Source organism: Trebonia sp., from assembly GCF_049794275.1.
Classification (GTDB): domain Bacteria; phylum Actinomycetota; class Actinomycetes; order Streptosporangiales; family Streptosporangiaceae; genus Trebonia.
Map to the genome: position 1 here is coordinate 1 of NZ_JBARCR010000980.1, position 4,553 is coordinate 4,553.

The window sequence follows — 4,553 nt, forward strand, 5'->3', positions numbered from 1 at the left end:
GCGCTGAGCACCGCCAGCGTGGCGCCGACGCTGGCCACCTCGACGTCGGTGGTGCTCAGCGACTCGGCCACCTGGAGGGCCAGGCCCGGCGCGAGCGGCGTGGTGAGCACCGCGGACGGTGTCCCGCCGACCTTGCGGTTGGCGAAGAACGCCGCGCTGTCGCCGTGCGCCACGGCGAGGTCGGCGGCGTCGGGGGACAGCAGGCCGGCATTGCCGCCCGCCGTCCAGACGCCGCCCGTCGCCGTGATCACCTGCGTGTACGGCGTGTTCACGCCGAACCGGTTCGAGTGCGGCGGAACCCAGCCTGCGGGGATGTGCCCGTGCAGGTTGTCCGCCGCGTGCTCGACGCTGGCCGCGCGGGCGGTGAGCTGCTGCTGTATCTGGTTCTCCAGGTCGGTGCGGATCGCGAGGAAGGCGACCGCGGTGATGGCCAGCGCGGTCGCGGCCACCGCGCCGGCGGCGACCAGCGTGAACCGGGTCTGCAGCCCGAGCCGCTGCCGGAACAGCCGTCGCCAGGAGCCCCGCCCCCAGGAACGCTCCCGGGAGCGGAAGAGCCGCGTCACGTGCCGGCCCGCAGCACGTACCCGACGCCGCGCACGTTGTGCACCAGCCGGCGCTCGCCGTGCTCCTCGAGCTTGTGGCGCAGCATGCCGACGAAGACCTGCAGCGCGTTGGAGGCGGGCGCCTCCCCGTAGCCCCACACCCGGTCCAGGATGACGTCGTAGCTGAGCACCTGCTCGGCGTTCCGCAGCAGCAGCTCGAGCAGCGCGAACTCGATCTTGGTCAGGCTGACCATGGTTTCGTCGCGGGTCACGGTCCGGCTGGCGAGGTCGAGCGTCAGGTCCGCGTAGCCGAGCACCTGACGGGGCGGCTGGGCACGCCGCAGCAGCGCGCTCACCCGGGCCAGCAGCTCCCGCAGCGCGAACGGCTTGACCAGGTAGTCGTCGGCGCCGGCCTCGAGGCCGGCCACCCGGTCGTCGATTGAGTCGCGCGCCGTGAGCACCAGCACCGGGGCGGCGTTGCCGCGGTCGCGCAGCGCGCGGCACGTGTCCAGCCCGTCGAGCATCGGCATCAGCACGTCGAGGATGACCAGGTCGGCAGGGGACCGGGACAGCGAGCTGAGCGCGTCGAGCCCGTTCGCGGCGGTCGACACGGTGTAACCCGCGTAACCCAGCGCGCGCCGCAGTGAGTCGCGCACGTCAGGGTCGTCGTCCACCACGAGGAGCCTGGGTCGCATGACCAGCGAGTTAATCAGGGCATCCTTAGAAGTTCTTAAGAGTTCCCTGGAGGCGTTTACATTTTCATCGTTCTTTAACAAACGCTGGCCAACCTGCCTGACATGTTCGATCTTCACCTGGTCAGGCACGGCGAGAGCACCTGGAACACGCTTGGCCTGGCCCAGGGCCACAACGACCTCGCGGAGCTGACCAGCCGCGGCCTGCGGCAGGCGGCGGAGACGGCGGCGCGATTCAGCGGCCACCCCGTCCGCGCCCTGTACGCCAGCGACCTGCGCCGCGCGCGGCAGACCGCCGCGGCGTTCGCCGGCGTGCTCGGCCTGCCTGTTTTCGCCGACGGCAGGCTGCGGGAGCGCAGCCTCGGCGTTCTCGAGGGCACCGCGGCGATGGCGGTAGACCCGGCCCTCACCGGTCTCGCCGGCGGCCGGGTGACCGACCCCGACGCGAGACCCGCGGGCGGTGAGTCCGTGCGTGACCTGTACCAGCGCGCCGCCGGGTTCGCCGAGGAGCTGGCTGCGGCCCACGACGAAGACGGAGGCGACCAGGCCGGCGACGTGGTGGTCGTCGCGCACGGCGGCACGCTGCGCGTGCTCGAGGCCTACCTGACCGGCGTGCCGGTCGGGCAGATGGCCTGGCCGCCGCTGGAGAACGCCCGGGTGCTGCGGATTCCCGGCTACGTCATGCAGTCACATCTGAAGTCACGAGGAGGAATCAGATGACTCCGTCCGCGCTGTTGCTGCCCAGGCGGGCAGTGAAGCCTCGCAAAAGCGGCCTCACGATGGTGATCGACGGCGGCGTCCCGCTCGGCCAGTTCACCGACCAGATCGAGCTCGGCGCCGAGTACATCGACTACGTCAAATTCGGCTGGGGCACCTCGATCGTCACGAACTGCCTGCGCGAGAAGATCGCGGTGCTCGACGGCAGCGACATCGGCTTCTACTTCGGCGGCACGCTGTTCGAGAAGTTCGTGCTGCAGGGCCGCTTCGAGGACTACCGGAGGTTCTGCGAGCAGCACGGTGCCCGCCACGTCGAGGTCTCCAACGGCACCATCGACATGTCGAACGCCGAGAAGGCGGGCTACGTCCGCAAGCTCGCCGCCGACTTCACCGTCGTGTCAGAAGTCGGCTTCAAAGACCCCGGCCGCTCCGAGCTGCTGCCGCCGAGCGAGTGGATCGCCTGTATCAGCGAGGACCTCGACGCGGGCGCCGCGCTGGTGACCCTAGAGGCCAGGGAGAGCGGCAAGTCCGGCATCTGCCGGGCGGACGGCGCGCTGCGGGACGGCCTGGTCGAGGACGTGCTGAACGCGGGCATCCCCGAGCGGCACCTGCTCTTCGAGGCGCCTACCAGCGCGCTGCAGACCCACTTGATCACCCGCATCGGGCCGGACGTGAACCTCGGCAACGTCCCCGCGCAGGGGGTCATCTCCACGGAAACGCTCCGCCTCGGCCTGCGCGCCGACACCCTCACCGTCTTCGAGCGGGGATAACCGGCGATGCGAACCACCCACGACGCCTTCCACCTGGCTATCCCGGCCCACGACCTGGACGAGGCGCAGGACTTCTACGTGACCAGGCTCGGCTGCAAGCTCGCCCGCCGGTACGCCGACAGGATCACGCTCGACTTTTTTGGCGACCAGGTCGTGTGCCACCTGACCGAGGGGGAGCCCGCCAAGCCGGAGAGCCTGTACCCGCGGCACTTCGGCGTGACGTTCCGCGAGGCGGCCGACTTCGAGGCGCTGCACGCCTGCGCGGTGACCAGGAAGATCCCCTTCTACCGCGAGGTGGCCGTCAGGTTCGGCGGCATGGTCGAGGAGCACCGCACCTTCGTCCTCGTGGACCCGGCGGGGAACCTGCTCGAGTTCAAGCACTACAACGACCCACGGATGATGTACTGACGTGCTACGCGACTGGATCGAGCAGGCGGCTGGCCGCCACGGCAACGCCGTCTACCTAGCCGAGGCCCGCGGCGGCGGCACGCTCACCTACGCCGGCCTGCGCGCCGCCACCGCAGACTGGGAGCGCCGCCTCGACGAGGCCGGGCTGCCGCCGGGCGCCAGGATCGCGGTCCGGCACGCCGAACCGCTCGAGTACGCGACCGCGCTGGTGGCGATCGTCGCCGCCGGCCGGGTCGCCGTGCCGCTGGACCCTGGAGCGCCCCCGGCCGAGGTAGAGCGAGTGGTGGCGGTAGCGCGTCCGGCTGCCACGGTCACCACGGGCTCGTTCCGGATAAATTTTTCGGAACGTACCCCAGGTGACTCCGGGATTTTCCTGTGCACCAGCGGCACCACGGGCACGCCCAAGGGGATCTTGCTCCGCGACGAGCAGCTGGCGCACACCGCCGCGAGCGTCGTCGCCGCGCACCGGCTCACCCGCGACGACCGTGGCTATTGCTCGCTGCCGTTGTTCCACGTCAACGCCGAGGTGGTCGGGCTGCTCGCCACCCTGCGCGCGGGGGCGTATCTCGCGGTCGACCGCAAGTTCAGCCGCCGCGGCTTCTGGGAGCTGATCGCGGAACGCCGGATCAGCTGGATCAACGCGGTCCCCGCGATCATCTCGATCCTGGCGATGGACCCGCCGGCGCCGCGCCCGGCCGGCGTGCGGTTCGTGCGGTCGGCCTCCGCCCCGCTGTCATTGGCCGCGCTCCGCCGGTTCGAGAGCCAGACCGGCGTCCCGGTCATCGAGACCTACGGGATGACGGAAGCGGCCAGCATGATCACCGCGAACCCGCTCGACGCCCGCAAGCCGGGCTCGGCGGGGCGGCCGGCGGGTTCCGAGGTGCGGATCGAGGCGCCCGGCGGGATCCCGGCGCCCGCCACGCCAGGCGAGATCGGCCGGGTGCGGATCAGGGGCGGCGGCGTGATCAGGGCGTACGCCTCGGGCGGGCGGCCCGGCGCGATCGACGCCGACGGCTGGCTGGACACCGGCGACCTCGGCTACCTGGACGCCGACGGCTACCTGTTCCTGGTCGGGCGCTCCGACGACGTGATCAACCGGGGCGGGGAGAAGATCTACCCCCGGGACATCGAGGAGGTCCTGCTGGCCCAGCCCGGGGTCCGCGCCGCCGCGGTGATCGGCGCCGCCGACGAGGTGCTCGGCGAGCGGCCGGTCGCGTACGTGGTACCGGACGCCGGCTGTGCGGCCGCGGACGTCGGGGAGCTGCTGCGCAAGGCGTGCGAGGCCGAACTGCCGCGGCACAAGCAGCCGAGTGAGTTCTGCCTGGTCCCCGAGCTGCCGCTGGGGCCCACCGGGAAGATCGCCAGGCGGCGGCTGAAGGACCTGGTGACGGCGGCGCGGTGAGCACGACCGTCACTCCTGATTC

6 protein-coding genes are annotated in these 4,553 nt (G+C 71.4%); 4 read left to right on the forward strand and 2 right to left on the reverse strand.

What is annotated here, in order from left to right; translation table 11 throughout:
• Positions 1–563: hypothetical protein (locus WA805_RS24940; RefSeq protein WP_425243546.1), on the reverse strand; the 563-nt coding region annotated here is incomplete at its 3' end.
• A complete protein-coding gene (locus WA805_RS24945) occupies positions 560–1,237 on the reverse strand; it encodes a response regulator transcription factor (RefSeq protein WP_422288348.1) in 678 nt (225 codons plus the stop codon). The genes WA805_RS24940 and WA805_RS24945, both read right to left, overlap by 4 nt.
• A 102-nt stretch (positions 1,238–1,339) precedes the next feature.
• Between WA805_RS24945 and WA805_RS24950 the strand changes: the two genes are divergently transcribed.
• Genes WA805_RS24950 through WA805_RS24965 form a run of 4 tightly spaced genes read left to right on the forward strand, consistent with a single transcriptional unit; the run spans position 1,340 to position 4,531 of the window.
• Positions 1,340–1,954 carry a histidine phosphatase family protein gene (locus tag WA805_RS24950; RefSeq protein ID WP_424564974.1) on the forward strand — a complete coding sequence of 205 codons (615 nt, stop codon included), beginning with the start codon at positions 1,340–1,342 and terminating at the stop codon, positions 1,952–1,954.
• Complete coding sequence (locus WA805_RS24955) at positions 1,951–2,721, forward strand: phosphosulfolactate synthase (RefSeq protein WP_424560115.1); 771 nt, start codon at positions 1,951–1,953, stop codon at positions 2,719–2,721. The genes WA805_RS24950 and WA805_RS24955 overlap by 4 nt, the downstream gene beginning before the upstream one ends.
• 6 nt (positions 2,722–2,727) lie before the next feature.
• Positions 2,728–3,129, forward strand: a complete 402-nt coding sequence (locus WA805_RS24960) for a VOC family protein (RefSeq protein WP_425243547.1) — start codon at positions 2,728–2,730, stop codon at positions 3,127–3,129.
• A gap of 1 nt (position 3,130) precedes the next feature.
• A complete protein-coding gene (locus WA805_RS24965; protein WP_425243548.1) occupies positions 3,131–4,531 on the forward strand; it encodes a class I adenylate-forming enzyme family protein in 1,401 nt (466 codons plus the stop codon).
• Positions 4,532–4,553 lie beyond the last annotated feature (22 nt).

Bases quoted from the DNA above. Each gene is read 5' to 3' on its own strand.
- WA805_RS24945 (WP_422288348.1), bottom strand. From the start codon at position 1,237: ATGCGACCCAGGCTCCTCGTGGTGGACGACGACCCTGACGTGCGCGAC.
- WA805_RS24955 (WP_424560115.1), top strand. From the start codon at position 1,951: ATGACTCCGTCCGCGCTGTTGCTGCCCAGGCGGGCAGTGAAGCCTCGC.
- WA805_RS24960 (WP_425243547.1), top strand. From the start codon at position 2,728: ATGCGAACCACCCACGACGCCTTCCACCTGGCTATCCCGGCCCACGAC.
- WA805_RS24950 (WP_424564974.1), top strand. From the start codon at position 1,340: ATGTTCGATCTTCACCTGGTCAGGCACGGCGAGAGCACCTGGAACACG.